The 21,917-nt window shown below is 30.2% G+C and carries 23 protein-coding genes; 15 read left to right on the top strand and 8 right to left on the bottom strand.

Annotated features, from left to right (window positions below; genetic code table 11):
* The first annotated feature begins 15 nt into the window (after positions 1-15).
* The 3 genes from WH52_RS08045 (at position 16) to WH52_RS08035 (ending at position 3,716) form a co-directional block, all read left to right on the top strand.
* A complete protein-coding gene (locus WH52_RS08045) occupies positions 16-1,023 on the top strand; it encodes a DUF368 domain-containing protein (protein ID WP_086030439.1) in 1,008 nt (335 codons plus the stop codon).
* Positions 1,004-1,762 (top strand): shikimate dehydrogenase family protein, encoded by a 759-nt coding sequence (locus tag WH52_RS08040; protein WP_086030438.1) that lies wholly within the window; start codon positions 1,004-1,006, stop codon positions 1,760-1,762. Before WH52_RS08045 ends, WH52_RS08040 begins: the two co-directional genes overlap by 20 nt.
* 112 nt (positions 1,763-1,874) lie before the next feature.
* Complete coding sequence (locus WH52_RS08035; protein WP_086030437.1) at positions 1,875-3,716, top strand: DUF349 domain-containing protein; 1,842 nt, start codon at positions 1,875-1,877, stop codon at positions 3,714-3,716.
* A gap of 54 nt (positions 3,717-3,770) precedes the next feature.
* Here WH52_RS08035 and WH52_RS08030 read toward each other — a convergent pair whose 3' ends face one another.
* From WH52_RS08030 to WH52_RS08020, 3 genes are all read right to left on the bottom strand, one after another.
* Entirely contained in the window at positions 3,771-4,631 is an 861-nt protein-coding gene (locus WH52_RS08030) for a DUF2911 domain-containing protein (protein WP_086030436.1), read from the bottom strand.
* Positions 4,632-4,745: 114 nt separating this feature from the next.
* The gene (locus WH52_RS08025; protein ID WP_086030435.1) at positions 4,746-5,516 is read right to left on the bottom strand and encodes a zinc ribbon domain-containing protein; all 771 of its coding nucleotides are present in this window, start codon (positions 5,514-5,516) and stop codon (positions 4,746-4,748) included.
* Between the two features lie 3 nt (positions 5,517-5,519).
* Positions 5,520-6,614: a Nif3-like dinuclear metal center hexameric protein gene (locus WH52_RS08020; RefSeq protein ID WP_086030434.1), complete on the bottom strand. Its 1,095-nt coding sequence runs from the start codon at positions 6,612-6,614 to the stop codon at positions 5,520-5,522.
* Positions 6,615-6,667: 53 nt separating this feature from the next.
* Between WH52_RS08020 and lpxK the strand changes: the two genes are divergently transcribed.
* Both lpxK and WH52_RS08010 read left to right on the top strand, forming a co-directional pair.
* Positions 6,668-7,675, top strand: coding sequence for a tetraacyldisaccharide 4'-kinase (gene lpxK / locus WH52_RS08015; RefSeq protein ID WP_086030433.1), 1,008 nt, complete (start codon positions 6,668-6,670; stop codon positions 7,673-7,675).
* Positions 7,676-7,769: 94 nt separating this feature from the next.
* The gene (locus WH52_RS08010; RefSeq protein ID WP_143592107.1) at positions 7,770-8,231 is read left to right on the top strand and encodes a thioredoxin family protein; all 462 of its coding nucleotides are present in this window, start codon (positions 7,770-7,772) and stop codon (positions 8,229-8,231) included.
* A 35-nt stretch (positions 8,232-8,266) separates the two neighbouring features.
* On the opposite strand, the gene WH52_RS08005 is transcribed toward WH52_RS08010, so the two are convergent.
* From WH52_RS08005 to WH52_RS07995, 3 genes are all read right to left on the bottom strand, one after another.
* Positions 8,267-9,325 carry a mannose-1-phosphate guanylyltransferase gene (locus WH52_RS08005; protein ID WP_086030431.1) on the bottom strand — a complete coding sequence of 353 codons (1,059 nt, stop codon included), beginning with the start codon at positions 9,323-9,325 and terminating at the stop codon, positions 8,267-8,269.
* Positions 9,326-9,403: 78 nt separating this feature from the next.
* On the bottom strand, positions 9,404-9,997 hold the full coding sequence (locus tag WH52_RS08000) for a SprT-like domain-containing protein (RefSeq protein WP_198938414.1): 594 nt from the start codon (positions 9,995-9,997) through the stop codon (positions 9,404-9,406).
* A gap of 3 nt (positions 9,998-10,000) precedes the next feature.
* Positions 10,001-10,681, bottom strand: coding sequence for an SDR family NAD(P)-dependent oxidoreductase (locus WH52_RS07995; RefSeq protein ID WP_086030430.1), 681 nt, complete (start codon positions 10,679-10,681; stop codon positions 10,001-10,003).
* A 73-nt stretch (positions 10,682-10,754) separates the two neighbouring features.
* Here WH52_RS07995 and WH52_RS07990 point away from each other — a divergent pair, with 73 nt between their 5' ends.
* The gene (locus WH52_RS07990) at positions 10,755-12,041 is read left to right on the top strand and encodes a metal-dependent hydrolase family protein (protein ID WP_086030429.1); all 1,287 of its coding nucleotides are present in this window, start codon (positions 10,755-10,757) and stop codon (positions 12,039-12,041) included.
* 58 nt (positions 12,042-12,099) lie between these two features.
* Positions 12,100-13,119, top strand: coding sequence for a hypothetical protein (locus WH52_RS07985; RefSeq protein WP_086030428.1), 1,020 nt, complete (start codon positions 12,100-12,102; stop codon positions 13,117-13,119).
* Positions 13,120-13,323: 204 nt separating this feature from the next.
* Here WH52_RS07985 and WH52_RS07980 read toward each other — a convergent pair whose 3' ends face one another.
* Together WH52_RS07980 and WH52_RS07975 are read right to left on the bottom strand one after the other, a co-directional pair.
* Entirely contained in the window at positions 13,324-14,832 is a 1,509-nt protein-coding gene (locus tag WH52_RS07980; RefSeq protein ID WP_086030427.1) for a hypothetical protein, read from the bottom strand.
* Between the two features lie 45 nt (positions 14,833-14,877).
* Positions 14,878-15,918, bottom strand: coding sequence for a glutaminyl-peptide cyclotransferase (locus WH52_RS07975; protein WP_086030426.1), 1,041 nt, complete (start codon positions 15,916-15,918; stop codon positions 14,878-14,880).
* A gap of 197 nt (positions 15,919-16,115) precedes the next feature.
* On the opposite strand from WH52_RS07975, the gene WH52_RS07970 reads away from it, so the two are divergent.
* The 8 genes from WH52_RS07970 (at position 16,116) to WH52_RS07935 (ending at position 21,901) form a co-directional block, all read left to right on the top strand.
* Positions 16,116-16,367 (top strand): type B 50S ribosomal protein L31, encoded by a 252-nt coding sequence (locus tag WH52_RS07970; protein ID WP_047789607.1) that lies wholly within the window; start codon positions 16,116-16,118, stop codon positions 16,365-16,367.
* A gap of 94 nt (positions 16,368-16,461) precedes the next feature.
* Positions 16,462-18,006: an FMN-binding glutamate synthase family protein gene (locus tag WH52_RS07965; RefSeq protein WP_086030425.1), complete on the top strand. Its 1,545-nt coding sequence runs from the start codon at positions 16,462-16,464 to the stop codon at positions 18,004-18,006.
* Between the two features lie 37 nt (positions 18,007-18,043).
* The gene (locus WH52_RS07960; RefSeq protein WP_086030424.1) at positions 18,044-18,640 is read left to right on the top strand and encodes a sigma-70 family RNA polymerase sigma factor; all 597 of its coding nucleotides are present in this window, start codon (positions 18,044-18,046) and stop codon (positions 18,638-18,640) included.
* Between the two features lie 112 nt (positions 18,641-18,752).
* On the top strand, positions 18,753-18,989 hold the full coding sequence (locus WH52_RS07955; RefSeq protein WP_086030423.1) for a thioredoxin family protein: 237 nt from the start codon (positions 18,753-18,755) through the stop codon (positions 18,987-18,989).
* Between the two features lie 11 nt (positions 18,990-19,000).
* Positions 19,001-19,975, top strand: coding sequence for a permease (locus tag WH52_RS07950; protein WP_233131535.1), 975 nt, complete (start codon positions 19,001-19,003; stop codon positions 19,973-19,975).
* Between the two features lie 10 nt (positions 19,976-19,985).
* On the top strand, positions 19,986-20,345 hold the full coding sequence (locus WH52_RS07945) for a mercuric transporter MerT family protein (protein ID WP_086030422.1): 360 nt from the start codon (positions 19,986-19,988) through the stop codon (positions 20,343-20,345).
* 17 nt (positions 20,346-20,362) lie between these two features.
* Complete coding sequence (locus tag WH52_RS07940; protein ID WP_086030421.1) at positions 20,363-20,683, top strand: heavy-metal-associated domain-containing protein; 321 nt, start codon at positions 20,363-20,365, stop codon at positions 20,681-20,683.
* A 126-nt stretch (positions 20,684-20,809) separates the two neighbouring features.
* The gene (locus tag WH52_RS07935) at positions 20,810-21,901 is read left to right on the top strand and encodes a class I SAM-dependent methyltransferase (RefSeq protein WP_086030420.1); all 1,092 of its coding nucleotides are present in this window, start codon (positions 20,810-20,812) and stop codon (positions 21,899-21,901) included.
* The last annotated feature ends 16 nt before the right edge of the window (positions 21,902-21,917 follow it).

Here is a 21,917-nt window from a genome sequence, read left to right as displayed (position 1 = left end):
AACTAACTAAACCAAATGTATAAAGAGCGATCACTAATGCAAAAAGTTAATCTTTTTTTAAAAGGATTAGCTATGGGAGGAGCTAATAAAGTTCCTGGTGTTTCTGGTGGTATGGTTGCTTTTGTAATGGGGTTTTATGAAGAGTTAATCTTTACTTTTCAACGTATAAATGGTAAAGCTTTTAAGCTGCTTTTTAGCGGTCGATTTAAAAGTTTTGCACAGTATACCAATATTCAATTTTTAATTTTTGTAATGCTAGGTAGTATGTTTAGCTACTTTAGTGTTTCATTAATTTTAGATTACTTTCTAAAAAATTACGAACTCTATGTTTGGGCGTGGTTCTTTGGAATGATAATCGGCTCTATTTACTATATCTCTAAAGATTTTGGAGATTGGAAACTAAAGAACGTTTTAGCACTTATTATTGGAGCATCTGTTGGATTAGCAATTAGTTTTATGACTCCTGCCAAAGAAAATGACAACTTATGGTTTGTTTTTTTATGCGGAATAATAGGAGTTTCAGGTATGACTTTACCAGGACTTTCTGGTTCGTTTATCCTTATTTTATTAGGAAATTATGTGCTACTTTTAGTTGATAGTGTAAATGTGTTTGGTAATGTAATTACTCAATTGTTTTCTGGTAATTTTGATGTGTTAAAAGATGTAGTAAAAGTTCGTTATTTAAAAATTATTGGCGTTTTTACTTTAGGGTCAGCATTCGGATTGGTTTCAATTTCTCACGTGTTAGGGTATGTTTTAAAACGATGGCATCAAATAGTTACTGCGCTAATCATTGGCTTTATTACAGGCTCTTTAGGAATCGTATGGCCTTGGAAAAATACTATTTACAAAATAGAAAACGGAGTACATTTACTTGATAAAAAAGGAAATAAGATCGTTGAAAATTATCAACGTTATATTCCAGATTTTTCTTTGCAAGAAACATGGATTGCAGTAGGCTTTATTGTATTTGGAATTCTTTTAATTTTAGGAATAGATTATTATGGAAGAAAAAGAAAATAAACAACTTTTTGCTCTTGTAGGAAGAAATATTGCCTATTCATTTTCAAGAGATTATTTTTCAAAAAAGTTTGAAAAATTAAACTTACGGAATCATCAATACATAAATTTTGATATTGAATCTATTGCTGATCTTCCAAAGAAAATAAAAGAAAACAAAACTACTTTAAAAGGAATGAATGTTACCATTCCGTACAAATTAGAAGTCTTCAACTATTTAGATAAAATCGATAGGAAAGCATTAAAAGTAGGTGCAGTTAATACGATAAAAATTACCAAAAAAGGAAAGTTAAAAGGGTATAATACAGATGTGTACGGATTTAAGCATTCATTACTTCCACTATTAAAAAAACATCACAAAAAAGCATTGATATTAGGAACAGGAGGTGCTGCAAAAGCTGTGGGGTATGTTCTTAAAAAGTTAGACATTAAGTATAAGTTTGTTTCTAGAAATCCGTCTTCAAAAAAGGGAATTAGTTACAAAGAATTGTCAGAAGAGTTACTACAAAAGCACACGGTTATAATTAATTGTACGCCATTAGGAACTTCTCCTAATATTGAAAGATGCCCAGATATCCCATATCAATTTTTAAGATCAAATCATTTATTGTACGACTTGATTTATAATCCAGAAGTAACTACATTTCTTCAAAAAGGGATAGAGAAAGGTGCTACAACCAAAAATGGATTAGAAATGTTAGAGCTTCAAGCAGAAAAAGCTTGGGAGATTTGGAATTCGTAATGAAGTTTAGTTCCTACAAAAAAATCGTCGTTTTCCTTCTAAAATAAGTTTGCTGTTTTCTAAGAATGATTATCTTTATGACCTTTATTAGTGGAACTTAAACATTGTAGACATGTTAGACAATAACGACGAAAGCGTAGAGCAAACAACAAACACAAATTCACAAGAATTAAACGAAGTAGAAAAAGCGGTTGATGTAGTTGAAAATGAAGTAGCACAAGATGCTGAAAAAGAAGATGAGAAACACCAAATTCCGATGTTAGATTATGCATCGATGGATTTGGAAAAATTAGTAACAGAATTAAGTAAGTTGCTAAAGGCTCATCCAGTTCAACAGTTAAAAGCCAATGTAGATGCTATTAAAAATTCGTTTAATGCTAAGTTTGGAAAACTTTTAGCAGAAAAGAAAGAAGCTTTTTTAGCTGAAGGAGGAAACACTATCGATTTTCAATATTCTAATCCAACCAAAATAGAATATAACAAGTTATTAGGAGAGTATAAATCAAAAAGAGATACTTATTACTCGCAATTAGAAAAACAATTAAAAGAGAATTTAGAAAAAAGAGTTACTTTAATTGAAGAGTTGAAAAACTTAATTACTAATGCTGATCCTAAAACAATGTATAATGATTTCCAACAAATTCAAAATCGTTGGAAAAGTGTAGGGCCAGTTCCAAAAACTCGTTACAATGATACTTGGAAAACATACCATCATCACGTAGAAAGATTTTATGATTTACTTCACTTAAATAAAGACTTTAGAGAGTTAGACTTTAAACATAACTTAGAAGAAAAAATTAAGTTAATTGATAGAGCAGAGGCTTTAGCAAATGTAAAAGATGTAAATGTAGCTTTTAAAGAATTGCAGCTATTGCATAAAATGTGGAAAGAAGAAATAGGTCCTGTAAGTAAAGAGCACAGAGAAGAAGTTTGGACTCGTTTTAGTACCGCAACAAAGAAAATTCACGATAAAAGGCATGAGTATTTTAGACAATTAAAGTCTAAATACCAAGATATGATTGATGCTAAGTTAGAAGTAGTTGCTGAGATTAATGCTTACGATACTTCTGGGAATAAAACCCACAATGATTGGCAAAAGAGCATTAATGAAATAGAAGCTTTACGTAAAAAGTATTTTGATATAGGTAAACTTCCATACAATAGAAGTGAGGCTGTGTGGCAACAATTTAAGGCGGCCACTAAGAAGTTTAATACATCTAAGAATAGCTTTTATAAATCAGAAAAGAGTGCTCAGAGTTCTAACTTAAAGCAAAAAATGGCTTTAGTTGAATTAGCTGAGAGTATTAAAGATAGTGAGGACTGGAATGAAACAACCAATACAATGAAGCGTATCCAAGCAGATTGGAAGAAGATTGGTCATGTTCCAAGAAAATATTCAGATGATATTTGGAATCGCTTTAAAAATGCTTGTAATTACTACTTTGACAGATTACATGCGCACAAAAATGAACTAAACAAAGAGCAACAAGCTGTTGTTGATACGAAGAAAGAGTTTTTAGATGAGTTTAAAGCTCAAGAAGGAGTTACTTTAGAACAAGTACAAGAAGCAATGAGTAAATGGAAAGAATTAGGTTTCTTACCAAGAAATGCTCGTCACTTAGATGGTAAATTTAACAAAGCAATTGATTCACATTTAGAAAAGTTAAATCTAGGGAGAGAAGATATTGAAATGATGAAGTTTAAAAACATTGTCGATACATATCTATCTCAAGAAGATTACAGAAAACTTGATAGTGAGCAATTATTCATTAGAAGGAAAATTGATGAAACTGTTAGAGAAATGCAACAATTAGAAAATAATTTAAGTTTCATTTCTAATGCAACAGAAGACAACCCTTTAGTGAAAAATGTACGTGCAGGTATTCAGGAGTTTAAGAATGAATTGGATATTTGGCAGCTAAAATTAGACTATCTTAAAAAGTTAGATTACTAAAATATATTTATATAAATAAAAAATCCCAGAACAATTTGTTCTGGGATTTTTTTATTAATGCTTTTCAGTAGCTTTCAACAGTAAACTGCATTTGGCTATGTATCCATAATCAGATGATTTGCTGTTTTCAGCAGCTTTTAAGCATTTTGTAGCGCTGTTTCTGGCAATACTATATTTTTTCATTTTATAAGCTAATTCGCCTTTGTAATACTCATACCAAAAAGCATTTGGTCTTAGTTCAGTTGCTTTTTGAAACCAATTTAAAGCTTGGTCTAATTTTGTGTTTTTATGATAATAAAATTGAGCAGCATCAAAGTAGGTTTGTGCGTTAACTTTTCCGGTACCTTTATTTATTTTATCATCGATTTCTTGGAAAATTAACATATCAGTATCTACAAAAACAGGAATCTTCATTTTTGTGTTTTCCCATGCAATAACCAAATCTGCTCCATTAGTATTAAAATTTTCAAAATGTATTGTAAAAGTTTCTATGTTGTCTTTTAATGTTTGAGGAGTAATCTTAAAACGTAAAAAGTCATTTTCTTTATTATATCCTCCAGCTCCCCATAAATTGCTTTTCTTGTGTAATATTATAGTCCATTCCTTTTTAGTAGGAATAGTATAGATCCCATAAGTACCTGCTGGTACTTTATTACCAGATACATATATTTCTCTATTTGTAGTTAGTTTTGTTGATGCATTAGCACCAGTTCTCCATAACTTATTGTAAGGAATTAAGGAGCCAAAAATTGTTCTCCCTTGAGCATTGGGTTGTCCATACTCTAAAGTTATTTTAGCGAGTCCAACATGTTGTTCGGTTTTTATTTTTGGACTTAAACTAGGTTTGGTTATTTGTGAAAAAGTAAGTGAGCTACTTAAAGCTAATAAAAAGAATAGTTTGTTCTGAAATTTCATAATGTATTAGTTATGCTAGCTAAGACGAAAAAGAAAACGATTCTTTACTTATAAGCCAATAAAAAAAGCTCTCAATTTCTCGAGAGCTTTTTAAAAATATTTTTAAGCTAAAAATTAAGCTAATAAACTTTCTATTTTTTCTTTTTCTTCTGCTGCTAAAGCAGGATCAACTAAAATACGACCACTGTGCTCGTCGATAGTAATTTTTTTACGGTTAGCAATTTCTAACTGTACTTGTGGTGGAATAGTAAAATAAGAACCACCAGCAGCTCCACGCTCAATTGCAACTACAGCTAAACCATTTTTAACTTTATTACGAATTCTTTTGTAAGCGTTTAATAAGTGTGCGTCTATTGCTTGAGAAAACTCCTCTGACTTCTGTCTTAATAAAGTTTCTTCTTTCTCAGTTTCTTTTAAAATAGCATCTAACTCATTCTTTTTGTGATCTAAATGAGATTCTTGCTGCTTTAATTTCTCTTTAGTGTTAGAAATAACTTCGTTTTTCTGAGCAATTTTTGCTTTATATTCTTTGATTCTTTTTTCTGATAATTGAATTTCTAACTCTTGATATTCAACTTCTTTTGTTAAAGAATCGAACTCACGATTGTTACGTACGTTCTTTTGTTGTTCAGCGTACTTAGCAATTAATGTTTTAGACTCTTCAATAGCTAATTTTTTGTTGCTAATATCAGTTTCTAAATTCGATACATCCTCTGCTAAATTCGATAAACGAGTGTTTAATCCGGCAACTTCATCTTCTAAATCTTCAACTTCTAAAGGTAATTCACCACGAACGTTTCTAATTTCGTCGATTCTAGAATCGATTAATTGTAAATCGTATAAGGCTCTTAATTTCTCTTCTACAGTTACTTCTTTTTTTGCCATCTGTTAAATATAGTATATTGGATTTGTACTTTTTTCGCTTAAAATAATTGCAAAAGTACTAATTTTTTTTCTAAGATACTCAACTAATAAGTTTTTTGTAAACTGTTCACTCTCATAGTGTCCAACATCAGCTAGTAATATCTTTTTTTCTGCTTTAAAAAACTCATGATATTTAAAATCGGCACTTATATAAGCATCTGCACCTGCTCTTATAGCGTTAGAAATAGCAAAGCTACCCGAGCCCCCTAAAACAGCTACTTTCTTAATCGGTTTGTCTAGCAATGCTGAATGGCGAACACAATCGGTTTTAAAAGTCTTTTTCACATATTTTAAAAAGGATACATCATTCATTTCTTCTGAAAATTCACCAATCATTCCCATTCCCACATTTTGATGTGTATTATCTAACGTAGTCACTTCATACGCAACCTCTTCATACGAATGATTTTCAAATAAAGCTTTCAAAACTTTTGCTTCTTTATAAGCTTCAAAAGTAATTGTAATACAAGTTTCATCTTCAAACATTAGTTGTCCTTTATCACCAACAGTCGGATTAGAATTTTCGTTCCCTTGATAACTCCCTTTTCCGTTTACATTAAAACTACAATTATCGTAGTTACCAATGCTTCCTGCTCCCGCATTAAATAACGCTTGCCTTAAATCAATTGCTTCTTCAGTTGGAGCATAAGTAGTTAGTTTTTTTATGATGCCTTTTTTAGGGATAAGTGTTTTACAGTTAGTTAGTCCTAAAACTTCACACATTTTAGTAGAAACTCCGTTGTTAACATTATCTAAAGCGGTGTGGGTTGCGTAAATAGCAATGTTATTTTGAATTGCTTTTAACACTACTCGTTCTACATAATTGTTACCATTTAAACGCTTTAATCCATTAAAAATAATCGGATGAAAACTTACAATTAGGTTACAATTATTAGCAATTGCTTCATCTACGGTTTCTTCTAAAGTATCTAAAGTAACCAAAACACCATTGACTTTAGCATTGTAATCTCCTATTAATAAGCCTACATTGTCAAAACTTTCAGCATAGGCTAAAGGAGCTAATTCTTCTATATAATTTGTAACTTCTCTAATTGTCATATTCTCGTATTAATCGAAACCAAATTTACTATTTTTAATGTATTTTCGTGCTAATGAAACTGATTCGTTTTTTACTTTTTCCGTTTGCTATATTGTATGATATAGTTACTACAATTCGAAATGTTTTGTATGATAGAGGAATATTTAAATCAACAAAATTTGATATTCCAGTTATTGCTGTTGGAAATTTGAATGTTGGTGGTACTGGAAAAACTCCTCAAATTGAATATTTAATTGAACTTTTAAAATCTAAAGTTAATCTAGCAGTTTTAAGTAGAGGTTATAAAAGAAAAACAAAAGGATTTCAAATTGTTAATGAAACTCATACTGCGTTAGATGTTGGTGACGAACCATTACAATTTTATACAAAATACAAGGATGATGTTATTGTTTCTGTAGATGCCAATAGAGTTAACGGAATTCAAAACTTATTAAAACAGCAAAACGCTCCAGAAGTAATTTTATTAGATGATGCTTTTCAACACAGAAAAGTACAAGCAAGTTTTTATGTGTTACTTACTAAATATAACGACTTATATACCAATGATTTTTTGTTGCCAACAGGTAATTTAAGAGAAAATAGAAAAGGAGCAAATAGAGCAGATGTTATTGTAATAACCAAATGCCCTAGCGATATTTCTAAAGAAGAAAGAGAGAAGATTTTAAAGAGTTTAAAAACAAACAAACCAGTGTTTTTTAGCACAATTGTTTACGATGAGGTTGTTAAAGGAGCAGAAGTAATTCCGTTAGAATCAATTAAAAATAAGGAGGTGGTATTAGTTACGGGGATTGCAAATCCAAATCCGTTGTTAGAATTTTTAGCTACTAGAAATATAAAATTTACACACCTAGACTTTCCAGATCATCATAATTTTTCTGAGAAAGAAATCAATTCAATTAAAGAGAAAGTAGAAGGTGATAAGTTATTGCTAACGACTGAAAAAGATTACATGAGACTTAAGAATAGCATTAATTCTCTTTATTATTTAGGAATAAAAAGCCAGATTATTGATGATGTAGAAGCATTTAATTCTTTAATCTTAAAAGCGATAAACATTTAGTTGTTTTGAAGTTGGTATGTTTTTTGATAAATTTGAAAGGATAAGTTAAACAGTATTATTGTTTAATTTTTTAAATCATGAAATTTTTAGTAAAATGAAGAAAGTTATTTTCCTTAGCGTATTTATGTTTGTTTCATTTTTAGGATTCTCTCAAGAAACTGAATTAGTAAAAGAAGAAATTCATTTAAACTGGGTTGATTCGTATAAAGACGCACTGAAAAAAGCTAAAAAGGAAAAGAAACCATTGTTGATTTACTTTACAGGATCTGATTGGTGTGGACCTTGTATTAGGTTAGATAAAAAATTATTTCACACTCAAAAATTCAAAGATTTTTCTGATGAAAATATGGTGCTGTATATGGCAGATTTTCCTAGAAATAGAGATTTGGTAAGTAAAGAGGCTAGAAAGTATAACAAAAAATTAAAAGAACAACATGTGGTAGATTCTTTTCCTGCTATAATCGTTGTAGACGGAAAAGAAAATGTATTGGGAGAAAAAAGAGGAAGTTATATGGTTGAGTATTATTTTCCGTTTTTCGAATCATTAATAAAATAAATAAAAAAGAGGAAGTTTAAACTTTCTCTTTTTTATTATAGTTCTTTTGCTTCTGCAGCTATTTGTTTAATGTCTTGTTCGTCTTCTTTTGGACAAATTAAAATTACATCATCTTTTTCTACAACTATAAAATTGCTTAATCCTTGTAGTATAACTTTTTTGCCAGTTGAAGTACTAATCATATTTCCGTTAGCATCTCTACATAATGTATTAGCGCCAACAACAGCATTTTGTTGAGCGTCTTTATTGAGTTTTTGATATAAAGAACCCCAAGTACCTAAATCATTCCAGCCAAAATCAACAGGAAGCACGTGTACATTATTAGCACGTTCCATAATTCCGAAGTCGATAGAAATGTTTTCACATTTTTCATAGTTACTTTTAATAAAATCGTCTTCAAAATCGGTATTATAAACGTTGTTTCTATCGTCTAAAATATCAATCGTTTCTGGTAGGTGTTTTTTAAAAGCTTTGATGATACTTTTAGCAGACCAAACAAAAATTCCGGCATTCCATAAATAATCACCACTTGCTAAAAACTTTTCAGCAGTTTCTAAATTTGGTTTTTCGGTAAAATTTTTTACTTTTTTTATGTTAGAATTCTCATCTTCAAACTGAATATATCCATAACCTGTATTTGGTGAGTTTGGTTGAATTCCTAAAGTCATTAAAATGTCATTTTCAGAACAGGCTTTAAATGAGGTTTCTATGTTCTGTAAAAACTCAGCTTCATTTTCTATCCAATGATCAGAAGGAGCAACTAACATCACTGCATCTTTATTTTGCTCATAAATTTTTAAAGCAGCATATAAAATACAAGGTGCTGTATTACGCATTGCAGGTTCTAATAACAGATTGTTTTCTGAAGTTTTCGTAAGTTGTTCTAAAACCAGTTCCTTGTAGCGTTGATTAGTAGCAATTAATATATTTTCTGAAGGAATTAAAGAATGAATTCTATCAAAAGTTTTTTGAATTAATGACTGTCCTGTTCCTAACATATCGTGAAATTGCTTCGGATATTCTTCGGTGCTTACAGGCCAAAACCTTGAGCCTACGCCACCAGCCATAATTACTGCGTAATAATTATTATTCATTATTGTTTAAGTTTTGTTTAGCTGAATTTGTTTCAGCTTCTCATCATTAACTACCCGAATTTAATTCGGAGTTATATTTTAACTTGTTACTAAAATTACTTCAGCATTTTGATTAAAAAGGTACACTTGTTTGTTGCTTAAATTTAAGCATTCATAACGAGTTCTTCTTTTATTTCCTCTTTTGTATAAGGTGTTTTTAAACTGAAAAGTGCTTCCGTTTGGGATTTCAAAGATAAAACTCTTTCCCGACTCTGCCTTACCTTCTCGTAAAGCTAATGATAATTTAGCATCGGCATCGGTACTTGCTTTCGGATTTTTTAAATAATTCGCCAAAAAAGGAAGTATAGTTTTTGGGTAAATTTCTGGTTGTAAAAAAGGCAACATTAAATGCTGAAAAACAGTTTTCCATTCTTTTCCATGCGGTTGTACTTTGCCAAATTTAGTATAAGTAACATGATGTGCTATTTCATGAATAAGCGTTAGTAAAAATTGATACGGATTCAAATTGTTATTTACCGTGATTTGCATTTGTCCGTTAGGCAAACGACGAAAATCTCCATGTTTTGTTTGTCTTTGATTAACAATTTTTAAATGCACTTTATGTTTGTTAATCAAATATTCAACCAATGGAATTGCTTTTTCAGGAATGTATTTAATTAGTGTTTCTTTCAAAATTTAAGGAGTAGAACTAGAAACTTGTAAAACTTTTCCGTTGTAAAATTTATTTCCTCTTAAAGCAAAATCATAGATATAATTAGCCATTTCTTTGGCAGATAATGGAGCTATATAGCCTGGGAAAGCTTCTTCTAACATTTCTGTTTGTACAGCACCCAAAGCCAATACATTAAAAGCTATTTGTTGCTCTTTATATTCTTCAGCTAATAATTCAGATAGGGTAATTACGGCTCCTTTGGCAGAACTATAAGCTGCTAATCCTGCAAATTTAGCACTACCTTGTATTCCGCCCATAGAGCTTACAGTTACTACATGACTTCCTTTGTTCATAAACGGAAGTAAGTTTTTAGTTAACTCAGCAACCGCAAAAACATTTACTTTATAAACTTCTTCAAAATCCTGAGTAGTTAATTCTTCAAAAGGTTTATTGATGAGCTTACCTGCGTTGTTAATTAAAATATCTACTTTATTCCATTCATTTTTAATGAAATCAACAGCTTTGTTAATATCGTTTTCTGAAGATAAATCAACAGAAATGGTAGTGATGTTTTTATGGTTAACAGTTTCTAAAGGTTTCGTGTTTCTTGATAAAGCCAAAACCTTATGACCTTCGTTTGCAAATTGTTGAGCTAATTCAAAACCAATACCTCTACTGGTTCCTGTAATAACAATATTTTTCATTCAAATCGTGTAAAATAAAGAGCAAGCTACTTAAAATTTTTATACATTTAACAGATTAATCCAACTTTTTAAGATGAAAAAACTAAGCTTTTTACTTACATTACTATTTACTGCAATTCAAATCAATTCACAAAGCACCTATATTTTATGTGGAAAATTGATTGATACTGAAAAAGGAAATATAAAGAAGGAACAAACTTTAGTTGTAAATGGAAATAAAATAACAAATGTATTTGATGGCTATGTAATGCCAAGAGATAAAACTTCAAAAACCATAGATTTACGAGATAAAGTGGTAATGCCAGGGTTAATAGATATGCATGTTCATATTGAGAGTGAGCACAGCCCAAAAACAAGATTAGAAAAATACGTATTAAATGAAGCTGACAGAGCGTATAACTCGGTTGGGTTTGCTAAAACTACCTTGTTAAAGGGCTTTACTACGGTAAGAGATTTAGGAGGAACAGGAGTTAATATTTCATTGGCAAAAGCGATTAAAGCTGGTAAAATTCCTGGGCCTAGAGTATTTACTGCAGGAAAATCGTTAGCAACTACAGGAGGTCATGCAGATCCAACAAATGGAAGTAGTAGAAAATTAATAGGAAATCCTGGGCCTAAAGAAGGAGTCGTAAATAGTGTTGAAGATGCTAAGAAAGCAGTACGTCAACGTTATAAAAACGGAGCTGATTGTATTAAGATAACAGCTACAGGAGGAGTGTTAAGTGTTGCAAAAAGTGGAGATAATCCGCAGTTTACATTAGAAGAAGTGAAAGCAATTTGCGATATGGCGAAAGATTACGGAATGCATGTAGCAGCTCATGCTCATGGAGACGAAGGAATGCAAAGAGCTGTTTTAGGTGGTGTGAAAACCATAGAACATGGTACGTATATGAGTGATAAAACGATGGAGTTGATGAAAAAATACGATGCTTATTTAGTACCAACAATCACAGCTGGAAAAGAAGTTGAAGAGAAAGCGAAGGTGAAAGGATTTTATCCAGAAATAGTTGTGCCTAAAGCATTGGCTGTTGGACCTCAAATTCAAGGAACTTTTGCTAAAGCATATAAAAAAGGAGTTGGAATTGCTTTTGGTACAGATGCTGGAGTTTTCAAACATGGAAACAACGCAAAAGAATTTGGTTATATGGTAGAAGCAGGAATGCCTGCTATGGAAACTATTCAAGCCGCTACGGTTACTAATGCCAAGATATTGAAAATGGAAAATGAAATAGGGAAACTTAAAAAAGGGTTTTTAGCTGATATAGTAGCTGTTAACGAAGATCCAACAAAGAATATACATACTATGGAAAATGTAGTTTTTGTAATGAAAGATGGAAAGGTGTATAAACAGGAAAAGTAATCTCAAATTCATGTAACAACCTTTTCATTATTTCTACTAATAAATAAAACAAAAACAGATGAGAAATACAATTAATTTTAATAAGAGATATTTAGTTTTTGGAGTTCCATTATTAATGATTTTGTCATTAGTTGTATTATTAAAATCACCATTATTTATTCCAAAGTTATCGTCATTTGTTATTATTGATTTTTTGGTGACAATTCCGTTAGTGTACTTTTTTATTGTTAGAAAAACATCTATTTCTAATAAAACAACAATCTCAATTGCATTATTAGGTTTTGTTTTAATAACTATCTTAATTCCTGAAGAGTATCAAGGTTCTTTTTCAAAATTTAAAACCCTTTTATTACCTGTAATAGAATTATTGTTGATAGGTTTTGTGATAGTAAAAACTAGAGTAGCAATAAAAAAAATAAGAGAGAGTAATGATGATTCTAAAGATTTTTTTGAGCTAATGCAGCAAGTTTGTAATGAGATTTTACCCTTTGGCCTTGGAACTGTTTTTGCATCAGAAATCTCTGTTGTTTACTACGGATTGTTTAATTGGAAGAAAAGAACACTTAAAGAAAACGAATTTACCTATCATAAAGATGGAATGGCAACGAGTGTAATTCTAGGTTTTTTATTAGTGGTAGTGGTAGAAATGTTTGTGACACATTCAATGATGCAGCATGGTAATGTTAGGGGATCTATTGTACTAGGAATATTAAGTGCTTATACAATGTTACAGGTAATTGCAGTGCTAAGATCATTATCGAAAAGACCTATTTATATTGATGAACAAAAAGAAGAATTAGTATTACGATTCGGAATTTTATCAAATGCAATTATTCCGTTTAGTAGTATAGAGAAGACTGAGTTAAGTACGAAAGATATACCAGAAAAATCAATAATTAAATTTTTCTCCCCTATTGGAAGGTCTGGAGGACATAATATAATACTACATTTTAATAAAGAAATAAAGTTTAATGGATTCTATGGTTTTAAAAAGAAAGCAAAGTCACTAGCAATTTTTGTTGATGAGGTTAGCATGTTTGAAAAAGTATTGAAAGATAATTTGTCAAAAGATAACTAACCAAATTCCATTTATAGAGAATAAAAAAAAAGAGTTATTTACTTTAAGTAGATAACTCTTTTTTAACTAACCAAACTAATTAATCACAATAATCAATGAAACATTATGTTGTAAAGATATTTACAGAGTGAAGTTTTTTCTTCAGTTTTTCGTTGAGTTAAAGTTTTTAATCGTTTAGTGGTTATAATTACTTGTTAAGTCGATTTAATCGAATGTTATATGTTGATATGCGCCAATATCAGGATTCGTAGTTCTATTCACTCCTAATATGTCAAAAGAAACAGGGGTGCTAATTGCTTTATTAATTGCATCGCTGTCTTTACCAATAATTAAATCTTCATTACTAGCATCTCTAAAATTAGGATTGCCGTTAATAATTATATTTTGATAATGGTTTGTGTCGCCAAAATTCATTTCTTCATTATTCGCTAATGCATTGTTAATATCGTTAAATTGAATCAAACAGTTTCTAATATTGTAATTAAAAACACTTCCATCAACCTTATCTAAAATAAATTCAATATTATTATTTCCTTCAATAATGCAATTGGTAAAATTGGCAGCGTTTAAATCTTTGGTTTCAGTAACTTCTTGTCCATTGTCATTTTTGTAAGTAAAATGATTATTTACAATTACAGCGGGGAAATCACGTAAGCTACTGTTCCAATAATTTGCAAAGGTTGAATGTGTAAAGTTATAAGTGCCACCAATAGTACAAGCTAAAGATGATTGCCCGCTTTTACCAATAACCAAATTTTCTCCTAAGATATTGGTACTTCTTCCTAAAATTCCATAATTAGAGTTATTGTATATCTCCGTGTTTTTTAAGGTTAGCGTAGAAGAGGTAGCATTATCGATATTATCTGCCCATATTCCTATAATTCCATTTTTAATTATAGCATGATTAATCTCACTATCATTACTGCCGGGGCGTAACCAAATAGTTCCCCATTGCCCTGGTATTTTGTCGAATCGATGTTCTAAACGATCACCTTGAAAAGTAACTTTGTCGTTTAATGTTCCGTTTACTTTTAAAGAGGCTTTTTTATCTACAATTAATCCAGAATTTCTATGGAAATGTATTTTTGTTCCTGCTTCAATAGTTAGTGTTTTGTCTTCAGGAATCGCAGCATAACCGTAAATTACATAAGGTTTGTCTTTGGTAAATGTTAATTCGCTATCGGTTAAAAAACGACCTTTAATTCGTGTGGGTTTTCCGTCTAAAGTTAAACTATCTATTTTCATAGATATTGGTTCTTTACCAGGAAAAATAAAATGAGCGTCTTTTACAAGGGTAACCAAATCTACATCTTGTTGATTATTTCCATTATCAAACAAAATTTGGTCGGTATATAAAGGATCAGCAACATTATTAAAATTGATAGTAGTTTCAATAAAAATGAAAATGCTATCGTTGGCAAGAATATCTACATCTGGAAAGACTTTTCCTGATTTTCCATCTACATTCAATCTATAATTAGAAGAAGTTCCGTTTTTTAATTTAATTTCAGGAATTGTAATTGCTTTATTACTTCTGTTGTATACTTTTAGGTTATAAGTTGCAGAACCAATATTGGTAAAAACAGTGTCTAAAAAAACGGTGTCTTTAGAAAATTTTAATTCTCCAAAACTAGGTACTGTAGAAAAATCTTTTCTACAAGAAGCAGTAACTATTACAAATGAAATAATAAGAAGGGTATATAGGTATCTCATAAATAAAATAATGTATGTAAATATAACCTATTCTTTAGAAGAATATTATTTTTCAATTAGCTCAATCTCAAATAATTTTCCCCAGTGTTTACCCGTAACAAACAAGCGATTGTTTTTAGCATCATAGGCAATTCCATTTAAAACATCATCTTGTTCTTCTAATTTTTGATCTTTTGTAACTAAGTCTTTTAACCCGTTTAAATCTGCAACTCCTTCAACAGCACCAGTTTCTGGATTAATAATTAAAATAGAATTTTGTTGCCATTTGTTAGCGTACACTTTTCCGTTAATTAATTCAATTTCATTTAACTTGTCTACAGGATATTTATCTGTATAAACCTGAACGTTTTTAATTTCTTTTTGATTTTCAGGATTTAAGAACCATACTTTATTGGTTCCATCAGTTTTTATTAACTTAGAATCACTATGAGTTAGTCCCCAACCTTCGTGACTGTTGTCATAATCAAAAGAACCTATTTGTTTAAAAGTTTCTAAATCATAGATAAAACCTTTGCGAGCTTGCCATGTTAACCAGTAAATTTTATCGTTTAAAATAGTCATACCTTCACCAAAGTATTTCTTATCTAAATCTATTTTTTGTAAAACTTCACCAGTTTTTATATCTACTTTTCTAAGAGAAGATTCTCCTCTTCTTCCTGTAGTTTCGTATAAAAATCCATTTTTATATTCTAAACCTTGAGTATATGCTTCTTTATCGTGCGGAAAAGTATTAATCAATTTATATCCATAAACTTTTGGAGCTTTATCAGCTAATACTTCGATAGAAGCCTTTTCTTTTTTTGTCTTTCCAGGAAAGAATGCTAAAGCAGAAACTGTATGCATTCCTAAACCTAATTTGTCTGTGTCTAAAGCTAAACTAGTTTCGTTTTTATTTACTCGTTTATTGTCTACGTATATATGAACAGAATCGGCTTTGTTTCCTTCAAGTTGTTCAAACTTAATAGCAGCTTTTTTGCCTAAAGTAGTTTTTTTAGTGGTACTCAGTTTAAATTTATAACCAGTTTCACTACAAGAAGTTACAGTGATTGTTGCTAATGCAAGTGCAAAAAGTTTGTATGTACGCATGAGTATTTTTAGATTTTCTGAATTTTATATTGAATTACTACAAATTAAAGCAATTTTTTTGTTTGCAAATTAAAAAAAAGGGTTAAATTTGCACCCTCAAATCGCCATTGCAGCTTTTTGATTTTTGAAATATTACAAAGATTTACCAACTTTTAAATATTTCAGCCAAAAATAAAAGATTTTAAAAACATACAGAGATGAAAAAAGGTATACATCCAGAAAATTATAGAATGGTAGCATTTAAAGATATGTCTAACGGAGATGTATTTTTAACTCGTTCTACTGCAAACACAAAAGAAACTTTAGAGGTTGAAGGAGTAGAGTATCCATTAATCAAATTAGAAATTTCTAGAACGTCTCACCCATTCTACACTGGTAAGTCTAAGTTAGTAGATACTGCAGGGCGTATCGATAAATTCAAAAACAAATACGCAAAATTCAAAAAGTAATTTTGTAGTATCAAAATATAAAGAAGCTCTAACTACGGTTAGAGCTTTTTTTATACACAAAAAACTGTATTTTGCATATTCAAAACTAACAAAAATGAGAAACACAATTTTAGCAATACTAATATTAGCTGCCGTTTTATGCGGAGTATTAGTATATTTTATGCCACACACAGGTAATATTATTCTATTTTCTATAACTGCTGTTTTATTAATTATCGGATTGTATGATGCTTTTCAAGATAAACATTCATTATGGAGATCGTTTCCAGTAATTGCTCGTTTACGTTGGGTTTTTGAAGAGGAACGAGAAAAGATACAGCAATATTTTATTGAAGACGATTTAAATGGAACTCCTATAAATCGTGAAAAAAGAAGTATTGTTTACCAACGTTCTAAAAAAGAAACAGAAACCATTCCGTTTGGTACACAACACGATGTATATGAGAAAGGATATGAGTTTGTGAAGCATTCGTTATTTCCAAAAGATCATCATCATATAGATGGAGAGCGTGTTTTGATAGGTTCAGATAAGTGTACGCAAAAGTATGATGCTTCGATTATAAATATATCGGCAATGTCTTTTGGTTCGTTAAGTAAGAATGCGATTATGGCATTAAATCAAGGAGCTAAAATGGCAGATTTCGCACATAATACAGGTGAAGGCGGAATTTCACCTTACCATTTACAAGGAGGGGATTTAATTTTTCAAGTAGGAACAGGATATTTTGGAGCAGGAAAAACAGTTAATGGGAAACGTGTTTTTGACGATGAAATTTTTAAAGCGAATGCTATTCGACCAGAGGTGAAAATGATTGAGATTAAATTCTCTCAAGGAGCAAAACCTGGTCATGGTGGAATTTTACCTGCAAAAAAGAATACTGAGGAAATTGCTAAAATTAGAGCAGTAGAACCGCATACAAGAGTAGATTCTCCACCAGGTCACGATGCATTTTCTAATTTTGAAGAAATGATTGCCTTTATTCAAAGAGTTCGTGAATTGGCTGAAGGAAAACCAATTGGGGTTAAATTTTGTGTAGGAGATAATGAAGAAATTGAAGAAATGATACAAGCTTTTTCTGAAGCTAAAAATTATCCAGATTTTATTGCTGTAGATGGAGGAGAAGGAGGTACAGGAGCAGCGCCTTTAGAGTTTACGAATTATATAGGTACTCCATTATTAGAAGGATTAGCTTTTGTACATAAAACTTTACAGAAATACAATTTAAGAAATCAAATAAAAATTGTAGCTAGCGGTAAGGCTGTTGATGCTTTTGATGTAGTAAAATACAAAGCTATGGGGGCAGACATAATTGCTATGGCTCGTAGTTTTATGTTGAGTATAGGATGTATTCAGGCACGTGAGTGTAATTTAGATAGTTGCCCTGTAGGTGTGGCAACTCAAGATGAAGATTTAGTAAAAGCTTTGGTGGTTGAAGATAAAAACATCCGTGTAAAGAATTACCACGATAAAACTATTGACGCTGTAAAAGAAATGGTAGCTGCTATGGGAAAACAGTCTATTGCTGATGTGAAATCGAAACACATTTTCAGAAGAAATAAAGCAGGAGATATAACTTCTTTAGATAAGATTTATGGATTAGAAGAGATGTATGTTAATTCTAGTGTTATTAAAAACTAACTAGAAGGTTGGTTATATGCAATAAAAATAGAAAGAGATGATGAAAAAAGAATGTTGCAATATTAATGAAGTAGTTCAAGAATTTTACGATTACCTAAGGGCTTATATCTTTAAGAAGACTAAAGATAGTCGGTTAGCAGATGATTTAGTACAAGAAGTAATGATTAAATTAGTTGAAACACACCAAAAGGCTAAAGATATAAAGAATGTTAAAGCATGGTTGTTTCAGGTAAGTAGAAATGCTATATATGATTATTTTACAAAGAATAATTTATCTGTAAGCATAGATGATGATTGGAAGCTAAATAGTATAAAAGATGATGAAGAATCTCTTGTTAAGGTAGAAGATTATGTTCTTCCGATGATAAATATGCTACCCAAACAATATGCTGTTGCTTTAAAAATGAGTGATATAGATAATATTCCTCAAAAAGAAATTGCCAAAGAATTAGATTTAGGACTATCCGCTACAAAAATGCGTATACAACGAGCAAGAACAAAATTAAGAGCTTTGTTTGTTGAATGTTGCGATATTGAATACGATAAACAAGGTGATTTTATTGGTTGTTCTATAAAAGAATCTTGTGAACCTCTTCAAAATACTTCAAAAAAGCTTAAAGATAAAACGCTATAAATAAATGTTTTGTTGTTGTTTTTCGGGTTTTATGAAAAATAATTATAAAAAAGTGTGTCTTTTCTAATACCGTTTCAGTCTTCGTAGAGAAGTTTAATTAAAAACAAATCTCATGAAAACTGAAGTTAAAATTTTACACTCATCTTGTTGTGCAACAGGTTCACCAATTAAAGCACATATTGAAAAAGTAGCTGAGAATAATAATATCAATGTTGATATAGAAGAATTTTCTGAGTTAAAAGATACTATGGTTTATGGAACAATGACGTTTCCTTCAATTGTTGTGAATGGAAAAGTCTATGACTATAAAAAGTATTGGACAGAAGAAAAGTTACTTTCTATTTTATAATTCTTATCAACATGGAAACATTAACACAATTGCTGTCTAAACTAGCAGATTATTTGGTTTATAATTTACTAGGACTTTCTGAAGCATCTTTGTTCGGTAGCTCTTTACACTATTTTATTATTGGTTTTACTGAAATTGTCATTTTGGTCATTTTAGTAACCTATCTAATGGGAATTATTACTAGCTATTTACCAATGGATAAAATAAGAGTGTATTTAGAGAGAAATAAAAAATCAGGTTTAGGAAATGTGTTAGCTTCACTTTTGGGAGCAATAACACCATTTTGCTCTTGTTCTTCTATTCCGCTTTTTGTAGGAATGATGCAAGCTAGAATTCCGTTAGGTATTGCATTATCTTTTTTAATAACATCACCGTTAGTAAACGAAATAGCAATTGCTATATTTTGGGTTTCTTATGGTTGGAAAATTACTCTTATTTATGTGATTTCGGGAATAGTTCTAGGAGTAGTAGGAGGTATTGTTTTAGAAAAGTTAGGGATGGCTCAATATGTAGCAGATTGGATAAAAGAATTAGGAGAAAATAAAACTGAAATAGATAAAGATAAGAGAACATTTCTAGAACGTTTACCAGAAATAAATGCAGAAGCTTTAAAAACTTTAAAAAAACTAATTCCTTATATTTTTATAGGTTTAGCAATAGGATCGTTTATTCACGGTTATGTTCCTCAGTCATTTTTTGAGACTTATATTTCTAAATCGAATCCGTTCGCTGTACCTCTAGCTGTTGTTCTTGCAATTCCATTGTATATAGATGCAGTTGGTGTATTACCTATAGTAGAATCTTTGGTAGGTAAAGGAGTTCCTCTTGGAACCGCTATAGCATTTATGATGGCTTCTATAGGACTTTCTTTTCCAGAGGCTTTAGTATTAAAAAAAGTAATGAAGAAAAAATTAATCTTCGCCTTTTTTACAACAATAGGAATCGGAATGATTATTTCTGGATTCGTTTTTAACCTAATTTTTTAAATCCTAAATTATGAAATCATTACTATCTTCTATTAGCGCAGTAATTGTGGCAATAGCAGCCTGTACTTGTTGTGTAGGACCTTTAATGGCATTAGCAGGAATGTTAGGTGTAAGTGCTTCAAACTTAATTTGGTTATCAAGTATAAAAAATTACCTAATACTCTTTAGCTTACTTGCAATTGGGTATAATTTATACCGAGCATATTACCCTAAAAAAGAACAAGAATGTTGTGATGTAAATCAATACGAGCAATTATCTAAATTAAACACAACAGAAAGGAAAACAGTTTCTTTTTTTCAATCTAAAAAGTTTTTATGGTTTGTAGCAGTTCTAACAATTGTTATTCTTCTACTTCCATATATTCAATAATTTATAAAAACATAAAAATGAAAAATATAAAAATTATAATGTTATTAATCGGTGTTTTGTTTTTTACTTCTTGTGAAAGTAAATCACAAACAAAATCAGAATTAAAAACAAAAACTGTAGCAAATAATACTGTAGAGAAAACCTATAAATTAAAAGGATTTAATCAATCTTGTTGTATAGGAATTGTAAATTATTCTCTAAAAGAAGTAAATGGTTTTGTGAACTTAAAAGCTAATGTGAAGAAAAGTGAGATAACAGTTTGGTTTGATAAAACTAAATGTGCCGAATCTGAGATAAAAAAAGCAATTAATAAAACTTCTTACAAAATTAGAAGCTAATCTTTTTATGAAGTTTTAAGTTATATAAAAACGGTTCGAAAATTTCTTCGAACCGTTTTTGTTTTTAAGATATTATCAAACCACAAAATAAACATCTAAATTTGCTGTAACTAATACACGAAATTGTTGGAAACAGTATTAAATTTTAATAAAAAAGAATATTATTTAGAGCGTTATCCAAAAACGGATGATAAATCGTTGCGTGCGTGGAGTAATGCGGAGTTGTTAGTCTTAGATTATATAGCTGATAAACGAGTAAATAAAATTCATACTTTTAATGACAGATTTGGAGTGTGGAATTGTACATTTCAAAACGAAAGTATAACTACAATTTGGAATTATGCAAGTCAGCAAAAAGCAATTCAACAAAATTTAGAATTGAATAATTTTCCCACTGAAATTGAATATAAAACTTCTTTAGATAATTTAGAAAAAGTTGAATTAGCCTTAATCAAAATTCCAAAGTCTTTAGAATTATTCGAATTGTTTTTACAACAAATCCATAAATCGTCAGATGATAGAACAGAAGTTGTTTGTGGATTTATGACCAAATATTTTTCTCCTTCTTATTTAAAAATAGCAGAACAATATTTTGGAGAAGTAGAGCAATCGAAAGCGTGGAAAAAGGCTCGTTTACTAATCTTAAAACAGCCAAAACCTATTCCAGATTATAAAGAATTAACCAATTCTTTTCAATGGAAGGGTAAAGAATATAAACAATACTACGGAGTATTTTCATCTGGAAATATTGATATAGGAACACAGTTTTTTCTTGAGCATTTAAAAATTCATCAAGATGAAAATAAAGTGTTGGATTTAGCTTCCGGAAATGGAGTTATAGCTCGTTGGGTAACTGAACAAGACTCAAATGCAAAAATCACCTTAGTAGATGATTTTAATTTAGCAATTGAGTCATCAAAATTGAATTTAGAAAATCAGAAAACGAATTTTGTTTGTAATGATACATTAGTGGAACTATATGATAATTCTTTTGATTTAGTAGTTTCAAATCCACCATTTCATTTTGAACACGAAAACAATATTGAAGTAACACTTTCTCTTTTTAAAGATGTATTTAGAATCTTAAAACCAAATGGGAGATTAGTTTTAGTAGCAAATTCGCATTTAAATTATAGTACACATTTGAATAAGCTTTTTGATAAGACTAAGGTTTTAAATTCAAACAAAAAATTTGAAATCATAGAGTGTAAGAAATAAAAAATAGCGACTAGAA

This window comes from Tenacibaculum holothuriorum, from assembly GCF_002120225.1.
Classification (GTDB): domain Bacteria; phylum Bacteroidota; class Bacteroidia; order Flavobacteriales; family Flavobacteriaceae; genus Polaribacter; species Polaribacter holothuriorum.
Note: the sequence above shows the minus strand (reverse complement) of the source record. Positions and strands in the feature narration are given on the sequence as shown.

Excerpts from the sequence above, each read along its gene's own strand:
- WH52_RS08045 (WP_086030439.1), top strand. The coding sequence starts at position 16 with ATGTATAAAGAGCGATCACTAATGCAAAAAGTTAATCTTTTTTTAAAA.
- WH52_RS08040 (WP_086030438.1), top strand. The coding sequence starts at position 1,004 with ATGGAAGAAAAAGAAAATAAACAACTTTTTGCTCTTGTAGGAAGAAAT.
- WH52_RS08035 (WP_086030437.1), top strand. The coding sequence starts at position 1,875 with ATGTTAGACAATAACGACGAAAGCGTAGAGCAAACAACAAACACAAAT.
- WH52_RS08030 (WP_086030436.1), bottom strand. The coding sequence starts at position 4,631 with ATGAAATTTCAGAACAAACTATTCTTTTTATTAGCTTTAAGTAGCTCA.
- WH52_RS08025 (WP_086030435.1), bottom strand. The coding sequence starts at position 5,516 with ATGGCAAAAAAAGAAGTAACTGTAGAAGAGAAATTAAGAGCCTTATAC.
- WH52_RS08020 (WP_086030434.1), bottom strand. The coding sequence starts at position 6,614 with ATGACAATTAGAGAAGTTACAAATTATATAGAAGAATTAGCTCCTTTA.
- lpxK (WP_086030433.1), top strand. The coding sequence starts at position 6,668 with ATGAAACTGATTCGTTTTTTACTTTTTCCGTTTGCTATATTGTATGAT.
- WH52_RS08010 (WP_143592107.1), top strand. The coding sequence starts at position 7,770 with ATGAAGAAAGTTATTTTCCTTAGCGTATTTATGTTTGTTTCATTTTTA.
- WH52_RS08005 (WP_086030431.1), bottom strand. The coding sequence starts at position 9,325 with ATGAATAATAATTATTACGCAGTAATTATGGCTGGTGGCGTAGGCTCA.
- WH52_RS07995 (WP_086030430.1), bottom strand. The coding sequence starts at position 10,681 with ATGAAAAATATTGTTATTACAGGAACCAGTAGAGGTATTGGTTTTGAA.
- WH52_RS07990 (WP_086030429.1), top strand. The coding sequence starts at position 10,755 with ATGAAAAAACTAAGCTTTTTACTTACATTACTATTTACTGCAATTCAA.
- WH52_RS07985 (WP_086030428.1), top strand. The coding sequence starts at position 12,100 with ATGAGAAATACAATTAATTTTAATAAGAGATATTTAGTTTTTGGAGTT.
- WH52_RS07980 (WP_086030427.1), bottom strand. The coding sequence starts at position 14,832 with ATGAGATACCTATATACCCTTCTTATTATTTCATTTGTAATAGTTACT.
- WH52_RS07975 (WP_086030426.1), bottom strand. The coding sequence starts at position 15,918 with ATGCGTACATACAAACTTTTTGCACTTGCATTAGCAACAATCACTGTA.
- WH52_RS07970 (WP_047789607.1), top strand. The coding sequence starts at position 16,116 with ATGAAAAAAGGTATACATCCAGAAAATTATAGAATGGTAGCATTTAAA.
- WH52_RS07965 (WP_086030425.1), top strand. The coding sequence starts at position 16,462 with ATGAGAAACACAATTTTAGCAATACTAATATTAGCTGCCGTTTTATGC.
- WH52_RS07960 (WP_086030424.1), top strand. The coding sequence starts at position 18,044 with ATGATGAAAAAAGAATGTTGCAATATTAATGAAGTAGTTCAAGAATTT.
- WH52_RS07955 (WP_086030423.1), top strand. The coding sequence starts at position 18,753 with ATGAAAACTGAAGTTAAAATTTTACACTCATCTTGTTGTGCAACAGGT.
- WH52_RS07950 (WP_233131535.1), top strand. The coding sequence starts at position 19,001 with ATGGAAACATTAACACAATTGCTGTCTAAACTAGCAGATTATTTGGTT.
- WH52_RS07945 (WP_086030422.1), top strand. The coding sequence starts at position 19,986 with ATGAAATCATTACTATCTTCTATTAGCGCAGTAATTGTGGCAATAGCA.
- WH52_RS07940 (WP_086030421.1), top strand. The coding sequence starts at position 20,363 with ATGAAAAATATAAAAATTATAATGTTATTAATCGGTGTTTTGTTTTTT.